Source organism: Aquimarina sp. Aq78 (assembly GCF_900299525.1).
Lineage (GTDB): Bacteria > Bacteroidota > Bacteroidia > Flavobacteriales > Flavobacteriaceae > Aquimarina.
Genome location: NZ_OMKA01000020.1, coordinates 158,402 through 177,568 on the forward strand (window position 1 = coordinate 158,402; position 19,167 = coordinate 177,568).

The window sequence follows — 19,167 nt, forward strand, 5'->3', positions numbered from 1 at the left end:
ATTTTATGACAAAAATACAAAAAAAAATGACAACTGTCTTAGTTTACTGTTAAAATTGAATCTAATTGTGGTTTTACCTTACTCAACCTTGCTTCCATAGATCTAACTGCCACAGTCGACAGGTATCGACCTAACGGTAAAACTGGTTTAATCATAAGAACTTCTTTTTCTATATTTTCTGATTCTGATAAAGAAAGAGGTATCATAGTTGGCTCTAATTTTATTATATACTTACTCCCAAGTTTTTTGATAATTTCCTGAGTATGCCCATATCTAACATTTTGCAAGGTTGTTAAAGGGGCTTTATATTGTGTTTGCGTTTTTATCATTTTACGCTCTTCACTATTAGCAATGATAATATGTTTGATATTGATTTTATCCTGTAACTCAGGGAAAGAATCTCGTAATACATTTCTAAAAACTTCTTCAACACCTTTGGATACTATACCTCCTACATTATCATAATACCCTGCATCTGCATATTGATCAGAATATTCTTCACCTGAAATAGAAGATTTTTTTACCTCTCCAACCGGGGTTATATAAGGAAACCCTGCATTTATACGCATTGCTGTTGATAATCCAATAGAGCTATCGGGGTAGCTTTTTTGCAAATTTTCTATAAAATCACGCATCCCGGTAAGAGGTCTTAGATGAGCATATTTAACGGGGCTTATTACATTATAGTTTCCTGTCTGTGTATGTGTAGTATTAATAAACAAAAGTGGTGGGGTTGTCTTCTCTTCTGTATTGGGAATATTATTATAAAAAGATAAAAATTCTTTCTGTAAGATATCTTCATTCGATTTTTTAGAAAAGTATTTTTTGTAAATATCACTCCATTGTTCTTCTAACAGTTTGCCTCTGTCTTTAAAACGAAACAAACTTGTTGTTTCCTTAAACAGATCTCTACCTAATAGTGAAAGTAATGAAACAGATAAATAATTTTCTTTATACACTGCACTTGCTTTATATTTCAAATCCGGGTATCCATCGGTCGATTTAGTTTTAAAATTAGCCTTTTTGTTATCATACATAGCAAGTTGTGCTTCAGCAAAAAACATAGCATTGCCTACACTTCCTCCTGATGCTCCGGTTAAGGATAGTAAATTTTCTTCAAAATAACTTCCATTAGACTTCTCATACAAATAACTATGTACTAAAAAAGACCAAAGCCCAGCTCTGGACCCTCCTCCTTCAGAAGAAACCAAAAGAGCAGGAAACTTCCCTTCTTTCTTTTCTATGATATCAATTCTATCTTTTATCCATTGATACATATATTGCTCCATAACTGGCCTATCTACTTCTGAAGGTTTTATGGTAAGCTGATAATGATCAGAACTTTCTGAAAAAAGTCTGGAAGAAAATAAACATAAAACAACAACTATAGAAAATAAAGGTAGTTTTAGCTTTTTACCAGAAAGAATTAGCACAAAACTTATCATAAACAAGCTTAATAATGATAATATTAAAATAGATAAAGGATTTATTCTACTAGCCCATTCGGGAACAAAATTAAGTGCCAGAAAAGAAAATAATAAAATAAAACCTGAAAAGAGAACAACCCCATAAAAGAGCTTTTGAGGAAATTCTTTTAAAAAACGATAGCTATTAAACGATAATGTAAAGAAAAACAAAGCCAGTGCACAATTAGACAGAAAAAGATTCCCTAAATCCTTTTCTGTTTGAGTATTTAAAGTACCCAGAGATATAATAAAAACAATCAATCCTACCGATAATAGAATTATAAACGCATTCGTCTTGGGGATTTTATTAATAAATTCCTGTATATGACCGTATATAGTAGGTTCTGATAAAAGAAATAAAAAAAAGATACAGTAAATAAGTGTATTTGTTGGTTCTAAAAAATTAGTGTAGATATTATCTAGTTCAAACAACTCCATCGCATTAAGAATACTTAAAGCAGAAATAATCAATAACAAAAGAGCTAATATTCTAGGCAGTACTTTTCTCATATGTACTCTAACCAGGTAATGGTATCTAACCGATTTATTTTTATCCTGAAATTTATAATGTTGATTAGGTATAAAGCCGATCAGGTTAGAAAACGAGATATCCTTATAATTATAATAGTAGAAATACTTTGGTATATTCCAGATCAAAAATGCCGAGACCATAAGTAAGAAAAAATACAACGGTACCTCGAACATAAAGGCATCTGCTTGATTAAGGATTAACAATAAATCTATAGTTTGAGGAAAATGCCATAAAGCAAAATATAAAGCCAAAATAAAAAAGAGGCTAATTAGGTTATTAGACAACTCGCTCAACAGTATTTTAAACCATATACTAAATTGTTGAAAAAACAACAACAGTTTTACCATTTCTGTAATAATTAGATTTTAAGAATAAGAATATAAATCTAATGAATAAAACGAATACTCATGTCTAAATATATTTTAATTTATTATTCATTAAAATCAAACAAATATGGTGTCTGCTTTCAAAAATTGTTAAAAAAAACAAAAAAATAATTTTTAATAAACTACCCGTAACCAGAGGGTCATGCGTGATTTTTGTTTACAAATCAAAAATAAAAATCAATACTAAGCTTAATAAAGTTACGTTTTTAGCATAAAATGTTGTATATTGTCGTTGATTTTGTGTTTTACAACGATAAAAAATCATTTAAAGTAAGTAATTACTTACAAAATTGAAGTTCAACCCCAAAACCAAACTTTATGAAAAAATTTCTACCCTTATTAGCCTTGTTATTAACAAGCATAACATTTGCAAACACTAAAATTGACATTTCTTATAAATTAATGTCGGTAACAGAAAACACTGTAGTTGATGGTTTGGACGAAAATTCTGAAGAAGGTGTTATTTTCATTACAGAAAGTTTACATCTTGAAGCTGGAGTACGTATTAAAGTAAGAAACGCTTGTTTAATAATTCTTGGTGATTTAACAGGTAATGGTATTATTGATATCGATGATACAGCAACCGTAACATTAGAAGGAGAAGAGCAAGGAAGAATTACTTTTATCAATAATTTTTTGGCAGATGATACCTGTCAACAAACTACAGATCAAAAAACCTTTAAAGATATAAAAGAAGTTCCCCAAGGCCTTAAATATAGTCTTTACAACATGTCTGGAAGATTATTAGACAAAGGAGAAGTTGATGATTATATTCAAAATTATATTGACCCAAAGACCTATTTAATTAAAATTGATGGATACAAATTAAAAAAGATAATTTTCAAAATGTGATTTAATCATTAAAAGTAAGGTTTAAAATCCACGACAATCCCCTGTCGTGGATTTTTTTAAGAATACTCTAATCCTCTGGTATATAAATCCTTAAAACATTGCTTAATATTTCAAAAAAAAACTATATTTAGCAATTATTCTCCCTAAGCTTCTCCCTAATACGCCGGTTTTTTAAATAATAAAGAACGTAACTAAATAATAAAAAACGTAAGAGCTCACAAAATTATTATTATGGCACGAATATCATGGTTCAAATCTGAAGCGGCTAGATATACTTTATACGGGATATCTTTCGGATTTGCATTTCCTATTCTGGCCACAAGTATTGACATTGCCAGACTTGACCTTGAATTCTCATGGCAATCTATAACCTATGTACAAAGAAATTTCCCTATTCATTATATTATAGATACTGCTCCCCTATTTCTGGGCCTGTTTGCTATGTTTGGAGGTAGAAATCTAGATCAATTAAAAGAAAAAAATCAACAAATCTTAAAGGGCTCAAAATTTAAACAAGAGTTCCTTGCTAATATGAGTCATGAAATCAGAACCCCTATGGTTGGGGTTATAGGTATGATTGATTTACTTTTTAACACTACAAAACTTAATGATCTTCAAAAAGAATATGTTACTACAATTCACCAATCTTCGCATAATTTATTAGAAATCTTAAATCAAATTTTGGATCTATCAAAAATGGAAGAAGGAAAATTTAATTTATCCCCTACTCCCATTAATTTTAAAGAATTAATTCATCAAAATGTAGATCTCTTTTTGGCTACTGCTACAGCTAAAGAAATTAATTTAATTCCTAAATACCCTGAAGAATTGCCCGAAAATATAATAGCAGATGGTAATCGTTTAACTCAGGTTATTTCTAACCTTATTGGTAATGCCATAAAATTTACTAATGGTGGAGAGATACACATACATATTTCTGCTGTATCTCAAAAAAATGATCATTTAACCATTAAAGTGGAAGTGATCGACTCTGGAATTGGTATTGGTAAAAAAGATCAGGAAACACTTTTTAGTCGTTTCAGCCAATTTAATGACGAAACAATCCTAGCTGGTCAAGGAAGCGGACTAGGGCTTTCTATATGTAAAAAACTAGTAGATCTAATGCAAGGAAAACTTGGTGTAAAAAGCGAGCTCGGAAAAGGCAGTAATTTTTGGTTTACTTTTAAAACAAATATCGCCAACACACCATTATTAGTTCAAGAAAGTAAAGTTCCTACACGAATAAAAAATTACAACTATAATTTACATGTATTGTTAGTAGAAGATTCTGAAACCAACATAATGGTATCCAAACAAATTCTAAAATATCTTGGTTGTACATCAGATATAGCAAAAGACGGGAAACAAGCATTCGACATGTTTAAAGAAGACACTTATGATCTTATCTTAATGGATATCAATCTGCCAGAACTTGATGGTGTTCAAACTTGTAACCTGATTCGTAAAAACTATAAAAAAGTCCCTCCGGTAATTGCCTTAACCTCTAATGCCTTACCCGGTGATGCAGAGCGATTTATCGCCAAAGGACTGGATGATTATATTACTAAACCCTTTACTACAGAAATTTTAAACATTAAACTCAGGAACTGGTTTGGAGATCATTACAAGTATCATTAATCTTATTTAAAACAATCAGAAATTTAACATAAGCTACTGTTTTAACGTATTGACATCAATTTTCTTCGGTAAAATTTCTTACCTTGTAATGTAGGATTAAGCTCTTTAAAAAAGAATTTACAACCAAAAAAACTCGAGCTATGAATAAAAAAAATATTTTTTTTCACAATAGGCATACTGCTTTTCTATTGTTTATTTTGCTAACCCTCTCATACTCTGCTCATATACAAGCATTCACCTATTTTCAGGATAGTAATCAAGATGACACCAACTATAATGAATACAAAGGATATTTACTCGATAATGAGACCAATCGCCCTTTGGTATCTGCATCTATTGCTGTAAATGAAACTAATATTTCTACAGTTACAAATGATGAAGGGAAATTTTCATTAAAGGTCCCTAAAGATATGGCTAATGGTAAAATAACGGCCTCATATCTTGGATACAGAGACAAGGTAATTATGCTATCAAAATTTAATGGTAAGGAATTAAAAATAAAACTTAATGTCTCTATCACTGAATTATCCGAAGTTAATATTGACCCAAAGGATCCAAATGCACTTATACGTGAAGTAATAAAAAGAAAAGGAAGCAATTACCTTAATGAAAACAGCATTATGACTGCTTTTTATAGAGAAACTATCAAAAAACGTAGAAGCTATGTTTCTCTTTCTGAAGCCGTAGTAGATGTTTATAAAAATCCTTATGAATCCACAAAAACAGATATCATCAAGCTTTTTAAAGCCCGAAAAAGTGCCGATTATAAAAAATTAGACACACTTACATTAAAATTACAGGGAGGGCCTACCAGTACACTTTATATTGATGTGATGAAAAACCCCGAGATTCTTTTTACAGAAAACATGACCGATACTTATGCTTTTAGTTTTGATAAGTCCACAAAAATTCATGATCAGTATATTTATGTATTAAATTTTAAACAACGTTCTTACATAAAAGAGCCATTGTATTACGGAAAATTGTATATAGATGCCGAAACATTAGCAATGACCAAAGCAGTCTTTAGTCTTAATATGGAAAATAAAGAAGAGGTTAGTAAAATGTTTGTTAGAAAAAAACCAAAAAAAGCAAAAGTATACCCTACCCAGGCATCTTACACTATTGATTATCGCCAAAAAGATGGGAAATGGTACTATGGTTATGGAAGGATTGATCTTGTCGTAAAAATCAATTGGAAAAAGAAATTATTTAACTCTGTCTATAAATTAAATGTAGAAATGGCGGTTACCGATTGGAAAAAAAATATCAATAACGAAACCGTTAGACCAAGAGACCAGTTAAAATCTTCTGTAGTAATTAGTGATGAAGCATCTGGATTCTCTGATCCAGTATTTTGGGGTGAATATAATGTTATAGAACCAGAAAAATCTATAGAATCAGCAATCAAAAAAATACAAAGACAACTGCGAAAATTAAACTAAAAACAAAACAATTTGCAATCTAAAAAGAGTATGTTTTTCATACTCTTTTTTTAGTAAACTCATTTTATTAAATTCAGTAATACATAAAAATCACTCAACAATTTCATTACTTTTACATCTGGGAAAATAAAAAGATTGCAACAATAGGCAATCTAAAGAAGTCAATTAAGTTATATCGTTAAAATCATCTAATGAAAAAAATACAGTGTTTTGTACTTTTTTGCACACTTACCTGTGTACTTTCTGCACAAAAACGTATGGATTCTCTTGCGATTAGAGAAGATTTCAGAATTTTTGAAAATATCCTTAAAAAAGGACACCCTAGTTTATACGAATATATTGATCAAGATTCTTTAGAGTATGTCTTTAAGGTTGCAAAAGAATCTTTGACTACAACAGATTCTGATATAAAATTATATCAAAACATCCTCGAGGTTACAGATAAAATAAAAGATGGACATCTTTTGTTTTTTGCTCCCAATACCATAAAAACAGATCAATATTATTTTCCTTTGATTCTTAAATTGATAAATACAGAGTTTTATACAGATACCGATGATTTTGATATCCCGATAGGTTCAAAAATTAATCGAATTAATGGCCACCAAACTTATGAAATTTTACATCGCCTAAAGAAATATGTGTCTAGTGATGGATATAATCTCACTCGTAAATATCGAGAAATAGAGTTAAAATTCGGGTTGTACTTTGCATATGAATATGGTGTTGAGAAAAAATTTAATATTGACTATACAGCCCCAGATGGAACAGAAACAAATATAGTCTTACCAGCAGAATCTTTTGTAACTGTAAGACTTAGAAACGCCAAGCGTAATTCTTATTTTGCTAAATACCATAAGCAAGAAAATGGTTTTGATTACTTTGATACATTTATTAATAACAAAAGCCCATTTGTATATTACAAAGACGACTTAAATACGGCTGTTCTGGTTGTTAATTCATTTAGAGGAGACATCAGGATTTTTAAATCAAATCTGATAAAAATTTTCAAAGAAATTAATAAAAAGAAAATTACCAATCTTGTTGTTGATGTTCGACAAAATGATGGAGGTTTTAGACCTAATGCAGTACATTTATTCTCATTTATAACCAACAATGTATTTAAACAGATAACTAGTGAGTATGTCGCTTCACTTGCCGTTCCGGAGCGAAAATATGTCACCAGAACGTATCTTAGTGAAAAGGTTTTTTTAAAAGATAAGTTTTATAACCATCCTATATATGATGGATGGAAGCTTGTTTTTGATGATATGGAAGCCATTATGGTTCCTGATAAAGATAGGTTTCGAGGAAATGTATATGTACTTGCCGGAGGAGCAACTTTTTCTGCAGGATCTACCTTTGCGCTAAATGTAAAAAATGATCCAAATATTATTTTAGTAGGAGAAGAGACCGGTGGTGGATATCATTTTTCTAATGGAGAATTTCCTGTGTATTATGAATTTCCTAATTCCAAAATAATAATGGTAATGTATATGGAAAAGATCAACCATTATGTAAAAGACAAAAGAGTTCCTAAAGGGTCTGGTGTGCTTCCTGATAGACAAACTATATTCTCTATTGATGATTTAATCTCTGGTAGAGATCCTGATCTGGATTATGTTCTAAAATTGATTCGTGGCTAGGTAAAAACTAGCTTCTTACTATCCTAAATTATGCAATATATGTATTTACACTAGTCACTAATTCACACGAATTATGCAACATTTGCTTAAATCTTAATGCAAGATGCTCATCGTTAAACTTCATCGCCTCACTAATACTATTTGATAATACTAGTTCGCCGATAAGATATTCAACAAAATAACTTTGATCATCTGTTAAAAGTACATATTCTGTCATACGGTAATTTATTTTCTGAACTATATTTTATGATTGTACAGTTCCATAAAGTTCGTCAGTAAAAATAAGTTTAAAACTTACTCAAAAAGATAAAGAAGTAGAATACTTTTACACAGAAGTATTAACAATTATATTGTATGAATTTCAATTTTTCTTAAAAGTCCTGTTTCGATATATTCTGAAATTTTGTTGATCTCTTTAACATTTTCGGTTGCTATAGGAATCCAACCATCTATTTTAATTTTATCATTAGGATTGCTACTAAAAAACATTTCATACTCACAGTCTTTTAATTTGTTTTTGCCGAAAGAAGAGTTTGGATTATTTTTAGTTTTATCCTGTATTCTTTTTTTTACAATTTCGATTTTGGAAGCTAAATCCAAAGCCTCTGTATCTCTATGTACTTCTACTTCTAAAAATTCTGAAATAGAGACCATAATTATTTCTTCTAAATTCATAAGTGAAAATTTTGGTTATCATTACTGTCTACACTATTCTATTCCTTAACTTAATATCAGAATAACCTTTACTCCACCAGCATTTTAATTTTCTTAAAATTATTTTTTGGAGCCTCACAGAGAGAACAACTATAATTGTCTGGTAATTCAACAAAATCTATTCCTCTAGGGATTTTGTTGAGCACATCTCCAATTAAAGAGTCATAAATAGTTTGACAATTATTACATTGATATACTTCAATCTCAAGAGTTTCTTTTTTAATGCCTAGCTCAGGGGGTTGATCATCTTCTGTTTTTCCTAAATTCCGAAAATATGTTTTTGTTAATTCGAGTAATATTCCTGGTAAATCCATTTGATCTATATCTTGCGCATATACAATATATTGTTGGGTATTAGGGTTAAAATTTTTAGCATATAACACATTATATGTTGGCCTTACTACAAAATCCTGAATAATGTCTGATATCTTATTTTCTTCAATCATTATAGATGTAAAATATCGCTTTTGATCATGTTTAAATATGATTCCAAAAGTTAATCCATAGGTACTGATATCATTTTGATCAAAGTTCATCACTAAAAACTTTTTTAGATCAAATGCTTTTTTATTATCAACTGGTATATGCCAGTTTAATTCTAAGGCAGAGTGTCGAACATTTATACCAAATTTTCCTAGTAATTTTTCCAAAACCAACTTACTTTCTTTTGGTATTCCTTTTATTATAAAAGATTTCCAAGGAGTTAGACATATTTTTCCTATTCGATATTCTATGCAAAATTCGCATAGAGTATTTAGAAATTCTAAATTATATCTATTGTTTCTCCAATATAACCCCAACCAATATTGATGTTCATCCATTTTATTCATTCCTTCATAATAAGGAAACGGGCCAAAATTAATTTGAAGTGGTTTTTCTATTACTTTATTATTAGTTTCTAGGTTCTTATTCAAAAATTGAAACAGCTCATTAACATTATTCGCGTTTTGATATTTATTTTCAATCGCTTTTGCAACTTTTGCAATATCCCATGTATAAATTAACACAGGGTAAAACACTTCTTCCCAGTCGGGTAACTTTAAAAATAAATACCAATAATCTTCATGAGAAGAAGCTATAAAGTTTAAATCACCTGTAAAGACAGGAACGATCTGTTGCTTAGGATCAGTAATGTTTATTTTTAATTTTGGACTATACCTAAATTCCTCAAGAATATATAAATAGGTCGTGTCTCTTAACCAGACGGTAGCATTAAAAATATCAATAGAAACATAAGAACAGCTGATATTTTGTTGTGTTTCTGAGGCAAAAAAAGACGAGTCAAAAAAATCATTTCTGGTAATAATGTTTCCATTACTATTTTTTTTAGGAAAAATAATATCCTGCCGAGATCCAAAATGAAAAACATCAAGTCCCAGATTCTGAGCATACTTAATAATACGTAGCAATTCTATCGGAGACAAAACACCTCCTTTAACATCTACTCGATGTAAATATTTTTCTTTTTTCATAACTAAGTCAATTGTAAGACATTTTTCAACACCTCTTTTATTTCGGGTTTGCAACTACCACAACCTAATCCCGCTCCGGTTCTGCTACATAGTTCAGAAAAAACCTCACATCCTGATGTAATCTCTTTCTCAAGATTTCCTTCTCCTATTTGACTACAGGAACAAATAAGTTTACCTATAACAGGTCTATCAGGTTTTGAAGACTTTAACAATTCGTCTCGTTTCTCTGATAATTCTATTTTTTCCTCTATAAGACGTTTAAAATCGGCAAATTCTTTTTTATCTCCCATTAAAATAGCTCCTATCAATCTATCATCTTTCACAATACATTTCTTATAAAAACGCCTGCTTACATCCATAAATACCACTTCTTCAAAAGAGTTATCATTGGCAGGTACATCTATATTACCAATACTACAAAGGTCTAGATCTTCAAATTTGAGAATATTCATAAACACAGAACCTTTATATATTGCGCTATAATCCCCCAACAAATATTTAGCTACAATATCAGCTTGCTGTTCTGCTGCTGCAGTAATGCCAAATAAGTTTCCGTTAAATTCAGCAATTTCCCCAATAGCAAATATGTTAGAATCACTTGACTGCAAATATTGATTTACCAATATTCCTCGGCGGCAATGAACTCCTGTTTTTTTAAGCAAATCGATATTAGGGATTGTACCTATAGAGTACACTACTGCATTACAGTTAAAGGATTTACCAGACTTTAAATTAACCAGTAAATCGCCCTTATTTTGTTTAAAAACAGTATCTACTTCGTTGTCAAAATAGATTTGAATTCCTTTTTCTTTAACATGTTCTGCTAATAAACGACTGGCAACAATATCAAGTTGACGTTCCATTAATCGGTTTCCTTTTTGTACAATTGTAATTGTTATTTCTTTTTTACGAAGTACTGCTGCCAATTCTAACCCTAGTAATCCACCACCTACTATGGTTACATGCTGTCTATTCTCTTGTATACCTGTTTGATTGAGATATGATTTTAACTTATCGGCATCGCTACGATTGCGTAGAGTAAATCTTCCCGGACGATGTATCGGGACTTCCTTTGGGATAAATGCGCGGCTACCAGTTGCCATCAAGATAACATCATAATCATGTTTTTGACTTTTACTATCAATAAGATATTTTTTTTCTCTATTAATTTCAATAACAGGGTTACTTACGAAGAGCGTTACATTAAGTGATTTCATATTTCCCTCTCGCATCTTCTGCAATTGTTCCCATTTTAATTCTTCACTTATATATTCAGGAAGTAAAACTCTGTCATAAAATGGATATGGTTCTTTAGAAAATACTACAATTTCATCCTCGGTATTAAATTCTCTATACGTTTGAATAAAACGATATGCAGCTGTTCCTGCTCCTACTATACAGATTTTTTGTTTTGGTTTTACAAATTTATAAACCCGAACCGCAGAATATTTAAAATCAGGTTCTTTAGATGTTACATCAATAATACTTGTCGTCAAATTGTTTGCTCTTGCATAATCATTACCCAGAACTTTACCCCAATGTATCGGAAGAAAAACCACCCCTTTATTAATACCATCACTAATTTTTGCTTTTACCTGTACTTTACCTCGTTTACTCTCAATAATAACAATATCTCCTTCTTTTATTTTCCTCAAAAATGCATCAACTTGGTTAATTTCCAAATAAGGATCTGGAGTATGAGTTCGTAGTCTATTTACTTTACCTGTCTTTGTTCTGGTATGCCATTGATCACGTACTCTACCTGTTGTAAGAATCAATGGATATTTTTCTGTCAATAACTCAGAGGTTGGTTTAGTAAACTTTGGGATTACAAATTTTACATTTCCAGTATCTGTATGAAATTTTTTATCTTCAAATAATCGCGATGTCCCCGGGTGATTATTCTTGGGTACGGGCCATTGAAAACTCCCTTCTGTTTTAAGACGTGAGTAGCTAAGTCCAGAAATATCAATATTGGTTCCTCTGGTAAGTGTGCAATGTTCTTTATATACTTCTTCTACTGTATTATAATCAAATCCTTGATACCCCATTTTTTGTGCAAAATTCCAAAGAATTTCTACATCTGGCATTGCTTCTCCCGGAGGATCAATCACTTTATTAAGGTAAGTAATCCTACGCTCACTATTTGTCATTGTACCTTCCTTTTCTGCCCATCCGGCAGCTGGAAGTACTAAATCTGCACACTGGATTGTCTCAGATCGATGTGATATATCCTGAACTACAACAAATCTGGCATTCTGTAAAGCTTTTTCTACTTTATTAGCATTAGGAAGACTTACTAATGGATTAGTACATATAATCCAAATGGCTTTTAGTTTTCCATTTTCTAATGCATCAAACATTTCAGTAGCAGTAAGCCCAGGTTTTTCTAAAATCTCTTTTCCTCCCCAAAAATTTGCTACTTCCTTCCTGTCTTCTTCATTTGAAAGTTCTTTATGAACTGCCAACAAATTAGCCATCCCTCCTACCTCTCTTCCTCCCATTGCATTAGGCTGCCCCGTTAAAGAAAATGGACCAGATCCAGGTTTACCAATATGCCCTGTGAGTATAGATAAATTTAATAATGCATTGTTTTTATTAACTCCAATAGAGCTTTGATTTAATCCCATTGCCCACAGGGTAATAAACCCTTTTGCATCTGCAATATAGGAAGCTGCTTTTTTAATATCTGCAACCGTTATCCCACAGGTAATAGCAGCCTTAGATAGAGATATTGATTGTAAATATTTTTTAAACTTTTCATAATTATCTGTATGATTAGTAATAAAACTCTTGTTAATTTTTTTTCGATCAATTAATCGTTTGGCGATTGCATTGTATAAAACTGCATCTGTTCCTGGAAGAATCTGTAAATGTAAATCTGCTATATCGCAGGATTGTGTTCTACGAGGATCAACAACTATAATCTTTATGCCAGGATTCTTTTCCTTATGCGCTTCTATTCTTCTAAACAAAATAGGATGGCACCAAGCAGGATTTGCTCCGGCAATCATAAAACAATCTGCCAGTTCTATATCATCATAAGCTATTGGAACACTATCTTCTCCGAATGCCTGTTTATATCCCACCACAGCAGAACTCATACATAGTCTAGAATTGGTATCAATATTATTGGTTCCTATGAACCCCTTTACTAACTTATTTGCTAGATAATATTCTTCGGTGAGGCATTGCCCAGAAACATAAAATCCAACGCTATCCGGGCCATATTTTTCGATTATCGTACTAAAAACTGATGCTACCCTATCTAGAGCCTGGTCCCAGGATACCCGTTGACGGTCATGCCCTTTACTCCAGCGCATTTCTGGATATAGAATTCTATCACTTCTATCTTGAATTACATGGTGAAGATTCATCCCTTTAGAACATAACATTCCATGATTAACTGGATGGTCCGGATCTCCTTTTACCGTAATCAAATCTTTTGCGTCTTTTTTTGCTATAATTCCACAACCAACTCCGCAGTATGAGCATGTTGTTTTGTATGATTTGAATGTAGGCATAAGATATAGTTTTATACACAATTTCTTTATATCAAAACTAAGTATTAATACGTATTCATCATAGCTTCATAACTGTTTTCTATGTTTGAATTAAAAGAATTATCAATTCAATAAAATACTGTAGTTTAAAAATAGATTTTGAGATTATAGAAGGTTTATTTTATTAAATCTCTTATAAAAAAAGATGGCTAATATTTTATAATTAACTCCATAAAAACACATAAATACTCCAACATTAATTTAGAGTTATATTATCATTAACTATACGCAGGAGTATTTTTCATTTCTTTCGCAACTGCTTTCTCATCCTCTGTAGAAAACTTAATCATAAGTGAGATAGCAGCAGTAAAAACCACAAAAACTCCAATAGTAAAATATCCATTAGATACGGCTTCAGACGAAGCAAAAGTCTGAGCTGCTTGTATAGCTTCCTGGCTAAAATCTTGATTATAGATTATTGCTTTCTTTTCTGCAACTGCTGATTTTGATTTTAATACCAATGCAGCTATAAAGGCGCCTACATTTCCCCCTGCACCAACAACACCAGAAATGGATCCAATTGCTTTCTTATTAATAAAAGGTACAACCGAAAAAGTAGCTCCTTCTGCCATTTGAACCGTAATGCTAAATCCTATCAAAAATATAATTCCTAAAGTCAACTCATTCATTCCCGAAAATAGAGATAACATAATCCCTTCAATTCCTAAAATAATTGCAAGAAATAAAACACGCCCTCTCAAACCTTTCATTTTCCCAAACCTATCCCCAAAAACACCGCCCAAGGTTCTTGCAAAAATATTCATCAACGCAAATGACAATACAATATTTCCTGCTGTAATTCTTTCAAGCTGAAATGTATTTTGAAGATAATCATCCATCGTTCCATAAACTGTTAACTCCATACCGAAACACGCAGCATAGACTATAAAAAGTATCCAAACTCTATAGTCCTGGATAGCCGTCAAGAAACTAACTTCATCTTTTTTAAACTTTATAAATTCTCCTTTAGCTTTCAATTCTGAAAAGTTTCCGTCGGGAGTATCCTTAGTAAAAAAGAAATATATTATTCCCATTAAAAAACAAATAATTCCGGCAATGATCATACAATATCTCCAAGCTTCAGTTTCTGCTACCCCTAAACCAATAACAGCAGCAGCAATAAGTGGCATTCCTAGTCTATTAACTCCTCCTCCCAAGTTTCCCCATCCAGCAGATGTCGCGTTTGCTGTCCCAACTATATTAGGAGCAAACATAATAGAAGTATGAAATTGAGTGATTACAAATGAGGCTCCAATAAAGCCAATAAATAGCCTACATATAATAAATTGGATTGGAGTTTGAACAAACCCAAGTAAAATCACTGGTATCGCTCCAAAAATTAGTAACCATGTATAACAAATACGTGGCCCATACCTATCACACAATTTACCGATCAATAATCTCGCAAAAATAGTTCCTGATACTGCCGCAATAATAGAATTCCATTTCTCATCGGGAGTTAATCCCAAATCTTTAACTACATCAGGCATAAATGGCACAATACCAAACCAGGCAAAAAAACATAAAAAGAAAGCGATCGACGTGATCCAAAAAGTTCGGATTGATAAACTTTTATAATTTAATAAATTTAGAGTCGTAGATTTACCATAAGTATTCATAATTCCTTGTTTTTTGATTCGTTATATTCTGGTTTCATTCAACCAATAAATATGCAAATTTAAATCAAAACTAAGTATAAATACTTATTTATCAAATCAAAAAATACGTAATTCGTATAAGAATTACGTATTAGAAAATATATCTTTTCAAAATTAAATATTCAATAAAAATTTTAAGGATAATTGTAAATTTTACAATCCCGAGAAGGATCAAGTACATCCTTAATCAATCATACCATATTTTTTAGCTTTGTTACTCAACTCTAATATATTTTTCACTTTCATTTTTTTCATCAAATTAAATCGATGTACTTCTGTAGTTCGCTTACTAATCTCGAGTATTTCTGCTATATCTTTATTTGTTTTTCCTGAAATGGCCAAACGAAGTATCTGATTTTCTCTCTTTGTTAAATCAAAAGGATTTTGTGTAGTTATTTTAGATTTTATTGATATGGTGTCTTTTGATAAAGATACATGATCCGAAGATGTATTCTCTCCTCCTTTTATTTTTTTAATCAAGATAGAAGATACATCTCCACTAAAATATTTTTCTCCTTTACTCACCACTGAAAGTGCTTTAAGAAACTCATCTTTACCAGCACCTTTTAGAAGGTATCCATCTGCTCCAGCATTTATAGATTGCAAAATATATTCATCAGAGTCATGCATGGATAGCATAATCGTTTTAGAAGATACGCCAAGTGATGTTAGTTTTTGTACGGTCTCAATCCCGGATATTTCAGGCATTCTAATATCGCAAATTACAATATCTGGTTGTAGTGATTGCACAAGTTCAATAGCTTTAATTCCATCCGAAGCTTCTCCAACTACTTCGTATTGTTCCTCATCTTCTAAAAGAGCGCGTATACCATCTCTTACCAAAAAATGATCATCTACCAATACTATCCTAACCATACAATTTATTATAATACATTATACTTTCTTTAAGAGAAAAACTATCTCTATGTTCAAAGATATGAATATTTCAAAAACGACTAAGTAGTTGTACTTGGCTTTGTATTCAAAATATAGATTTAGCCGTGTTTATAATCAGAAGTATTTAAAACTATTGAAATTGAAATACTCTTACCGAAAACAGTTTTTCAAAGCAGATCTTATGGTCAATCTCAGGCTCTTAAAGAAAGAAAATCAATTCTTTCTAAATAAAATCATGTTAAATAGATTTTATAAAACTCTATACTTATTTTTTAGAGATTCCTAATTTATCATACTCATAATTACGTAATTCTTATTACAATAATACGTATTAATACTTAATTTTGAATTTCAAATACGTAATTTATGAAGAAGGTAATAGTAATAGGTAACGGAATGGTAGGTTATAAATTTTGTGAAAAGTTTGTAGCTTCTGAAAAGCTCCATAATTATAAGCTTACAGTTTTTGGAGAAGAGCCAAGAAGAGCATATGATCGTGTACATTTAAGTGAATACTATACCGGAAAATCGGCAGAAGATTTAAGTATGTCTTCAACTACATGGTACGAAGAAAATAATATTGATCTTCATATTTCTGAAATGATCACTGAAATCAATAAAGAAGAAAAAATTGTAGTTAATCATAGAGGTAAAAAATATTCTTACGACTATCTGGTCTTAGCTACAGGATCATCTGCATTTGTCCCTCCTATTCCGGGTGTAGAAAAAGAAGGAGTGTTCGTGTATAGAACTATCGAAGATCTCGAAGCTATAAAGTCTTATACCAAAAAACTAAAATCCGAAGGGAAAAATCAAGCTGCAATATTAGGTGGAGGTTTATTAGGTCTCGAAGCTGCTAATGCTGTAAAAGAATTGGGATTGCAAGCTCATGTAGTAGAATTCGCACCAAGATTAATGCCCAGACAACTTGATCAGGGAGGTAGTGATATGCTGAAAGCTAAAATCGAAAAACTAGGGGTAAATGTTCATCTTGGTAAACAAACTGAAAATATTGAAGGGAATCATGCTATCGAAGGTTTAAAATATATAGATGGTAGTGAGCTAAAAGTAGATATGTTAGTCGTCTCGGCTGGTATTCGTCCACGTGATGAAATTGCCAAAGAATGTAAATTAGCAACGGGAATTCGTGGTGGCATTATTGTAGATAACACCATGAAAACTTCAGATGATCATATTTACGCTATAGGTGAAGTCGCTCTTTATAATAACATGATCTACGGACTCGTTGCTCCTGGTTATGATATGGCCGATGTGGCAGTATCACAGATCATAGGTAATACCGAAAATATTATGAAGGCAGATATCGATATGTCTACTCAACTGAAACTTATAGGAACAGAAGTAGCTAGTTTTGGTAATGCCCTTCACGAAGGTGAAAATGTTGACACCATTGTATATGAAAATAAGCATAAAGGAATTTATAAACGAATCAATATATCTAAAGAGAGCTCTAAACTTTTAGGCGGGATTTTGGTTGGAGATTCATCAGATTACAATGCACTATTTCAGATTTATAATACCATAATGACTCTACCCGAAAACCCTGAAGATTTAATTTTAGGAAATCGAAATGATGATAATAGTTCTTTACTAGGAGATGTAATGGATCTCCCAGATGATGCCCAGATTTGTTCATGCGAAAGCGTGAGTAAAGATGCCATATGTAGTACTATTCAGGACGGTTCTTGTAATGATCTTGGAGATGTAATTTCCTGTACCAAAGCAGGAACAGGTTGTGGAGGATGTAAACCAATGGTAAAAGATTTAGTAGATGCTACTCTTAAATCACTGGGAAGAAAAGTAAATGATACTATATGTGAGCATTTCGAGTATAATAGACAAGAACTTTTTGACATCATAAAATTAAAAGGATATAGAAAATATAATCAGATACTGGATAATTACGGTAAAGGAGATGGGTGTGAAGTTTGCAAACCTGTAATCGCCTCGATCATGGCTAGTGTCTATGCAGATACTGCCAATGAAGAAACTACAATACAAGATTCTAATGATCGATTTTTGGCTAATATTCAACGTAATGGGACTTATTCTGTGGTACCGAGAATTCCTGGAGGAGAAATCACTCCAGAAAAACTTATTGCTCTTGGTAAAATAGGCAAAAAGTATGATCTCTATACTAAGATAACCGGAGGGCAACGAGTAGATTTTTTTGGAGCTCGATTAGACCAGCTTCCAAAAATATGGGAGGATCTAATTAATTATGGGTTTGAAAGTGGTCATGCATATGGGAAATCTTTACGAACCGTAAAAAGTTGTGTAGGATCTACCTGGTGTCGCTACGGTATGGATGAAAGCGTAAGTTTTGCAATAGAACTCGAAGAACGTTATAAAGGTCTTAGATCTCCTCATAAAATAAAAGGAGGAGTATCTGGGTGTATAAGAGAATGTGCAGAAGCAAGATGTAAAGATTTTGGAGTTATTGCAGTAGAAGGAGGCTGGAATCTATATATCTGTGGAAATGGAGGCGCCAATCCAAAGCATGCCGAACTCCTGGCAGAACAAATTGATAATGAAACCGTAATTAGATATCTCGATCGATTCCTTATGTTTTATATTAGAACTGCCGCCCCGCTAGAGAGAACTGCAAAATGGTTAGATAAGCTTAATGGGGGTATCGAATATCTAAAACAAGTAATAATTCACAATAAACTTAACCTTGTTGAGGAGCTTGAAAGTGAAATGAAAACTCTTGTTGGATCATTTAAATGTGAGTGGACTCAAGCAATACAAGACAAGGAAATCATGAAACGATTTAATCACTTTGTAAACAGCAATGAAACCGATAACAACCTTGCATTCGTTCCTCTAAGGGATCAAAAAATGCCAGAGCCTTGGAAATAAAATCAAATAGAAAAA

General features: G+C 31.7%; 12 protein-coding genes. 5 read left to right on the forward strand and 7 right to left on the reverse strand.

Features of this window, described 5'->3' with window-relative positions; translation table 11 throughout:
- Positions 1-38: 38 nt before the first annotated feature.
- Positions 39-2,249, reverse strand: a complete 2,211-nt coding sequence (locus tag DG435_RS12350) for a hypothetical protein (protein WP_234420907.1) — start codon at positions 2,247-2,249, stop codon at positions 39-41.
- Between the two features lie 453 nt (positions 2,250-2,702).
- On the opposite strand from DG435_RS12350, the gene DG435_RS12355 reads away from it, so the two are divergent.
- The 4 genes from DG435_RS12355 to DG435_RS12370 all read left to right on the forward strand — a co-directional run bounded on the left by DG435_RS12355 (position 2,703) and on the right by DG435_RS12370 (position 7,965).
- A complete protein-coding gene (locus DG435_RS12355; RefSeq protein WP_159025447.1) occupies positions 2,703-3,236 on the forward strand; it encodes a hypothetical protein in 534 nt (177 codons plus the stop codon).
- 231 nt (positions 3,237-3,467) lie between these two features.
- Entirely contained in the window at positions 3,468-4,874 is a 1,407-nt protein-coding gene (locus tag DG435_RS12360; protein WP_106791171.1) for an ATP-binding protein, read from the forward strand.
- A 140-nt stretch (positions 4,875-5,014) separates the two neighbouring features.
- The gene (locus DG435_RS12365) at positions 5,015-6,319 is read left to right on the forward strand and encodes a carboxypeptidase-like regulatory domain-containing protein (RefSeq protein WP_106791172.1); all 1,305 of its coding nucleotides are present in this window, start codon (positions 5,015-5,017) and stop codon (positions 6,317-6,319) included.
- Positions 6,320-6,510: 191 nt separating this feature from the next.
- A complete protein-coding gene (locus DG435_RS12370; RefSeq protein WP_106791173.1) occupies positions 6,511-7,965 on the forward strand; it encodes a S41 family peptidase in 1,455 nt (484 codons plus the stop codon).
- A gap of 28 nt (positions 7,966-7,993) precedes the next feature.
- On the opposite strand, the gene DG435_RS12375 is transcribed toward DG435_RS12370, so the two are convergent.
- From DG435_RS12375 to DG435_RS12400, 6 genes are all read right to left on the reverse strand, one after another.
- Entirely contained in the window at positions 7,994-8,182 is a 189-nt protein-coding gene (locus DG435_RS12375; protein WP_106791174.1) for a hypothetical protein, read from the reverse strand.
- Positions 8,183-8,310: 128 nt separating this feature from the next.
- A complete protein-coding gene (locus DG435_RS12380) occupies positions 8,311-8,640 on the reverse strand; it encodes a hypothetical protein (RefSeq protein ID WP_106791175.1) in 330 nt (109 codons plus the stop codon).
- A gap of 68 nt (positions 8,641-8,708) precedes the next feature.
- Positions 8,709-10,151 (reverse strand): rubredoxin, encoded by a 1,443-nt coding sequence (locus DG435_RS12385; RefSeq protein WP_106791176.1) that lies wholly within the window; start codon positions 10,149-10,151, stop codon positions 8,709-8,711.
- A 2-nt stretch (positions 10,152-10,153) separates the two neighbouring features.
- On the reverse strand, positions 10,154-13,675 hold the full coding sequence (locus DG435_RS12390; RefSeq protein WP_106791177.1) for a nitrate reductase: 3,522 nt from the start codon (positions 13,673-13,675) through the stop codon (positions 10,154-10,156).
- 257 nt (positions 13,676-13,932) lie between these two features.
- Positions 13,933-15,333, reverse strand: a complete 1,401-nt coding sequence (locus DG435_RS12395; protein WP_106791178.1) for an MFS transporter — start codon at positions 15,331-15,333, stop codon at positions 13,933-13,935.
- A gap of 222 nt (positions 15,334-15,555) precedes the next feature.
- On the reverse strand, positions 15,556-16,248 hold the full coding sequence (locus tag DG435_RS12400; protein ID WP_199852631.1) for a response regulator transcription factor: 693 nt from the start codon (positions 16,246-16,248) through the stop codon (positions 15,556-15,558).
- Between the two features lie 387 nt (positions 16,249-16,635).
- Here DG435_RS12400 and nirB point away from each other — a divergent pair, with 387 nt between their 5' ends.
- Positions 16,636-19,152, forward strand: coding sequence for a nitrite reductase large subunit NirB (gene nirB, locus DG435_RS12405; protein WP_106791180.1), 2,517 nt, complete (start codon positions 16,636-16,638; stop codon positions 19,150-19,152).
- The last annotated feature ends 15 nt before the right edge of the window (positions 19,153-19,167 follow it).